We start from the raw sequence: 407 nt of genomic DNA on the forward strand, positions 1-407 counted from the left end.
ATCGCCCGTGGCGAACCCGTGAACGCGCTTTTGACGCATGAGGTAGCCGCGCGGGAAGCCGTACTTGTCGAGGCGAGTGCGCTGGTAGCTTCCGCGTCCCGTACAACGGACCTGCAAAACGCCCATGTCTTCCGGATGGTCGGCACCGTTGATGCGACCCACGCAGAGAGCATCCAACCAGTGCTCCTTCGGGATCCCGAAGGCCTTCCGGTTGAACTTCGTCTGTGCGCCCGTTCCGGTTTGAACGGGGAGGCCCGTCTTCTTCAATGCATTGAAGAGCGCCCAACGCGTGGTGTTCACCGCAGCGGCATCGCGGAGCGGCGCTTTGAGTTGGCGGCGGATGCGTTCGATCTGCTCGGGCTTCCCCCTCAGGAACGCTTCGAGAGGCTGTGCGCCCTTCTTCTGGT

At 62.9% G+C, this 407-nt stretch carries 1 pseudogene; it reads right to left on the bottom strand.

Annotated elements, in window-relative coordinates:
* Nucleotides 1–407 (bottom strand): annotated as a pseudogene (locus HMPREF9440_RS12065) (RNA-guided endonuclease IscB); the annotation flags it as partial.

The organism is Sutterella parvirubra YIT 11816, from assembly GCF_000250875.1.
In the GTDB taxonomy this organism is placed as follows: Bacteria; Pseudomonadota; Gammaproteobacteria; order Burkholderiales; family Burkholderiaceae_F; genus Sutterella; species Sutterella parvirubra.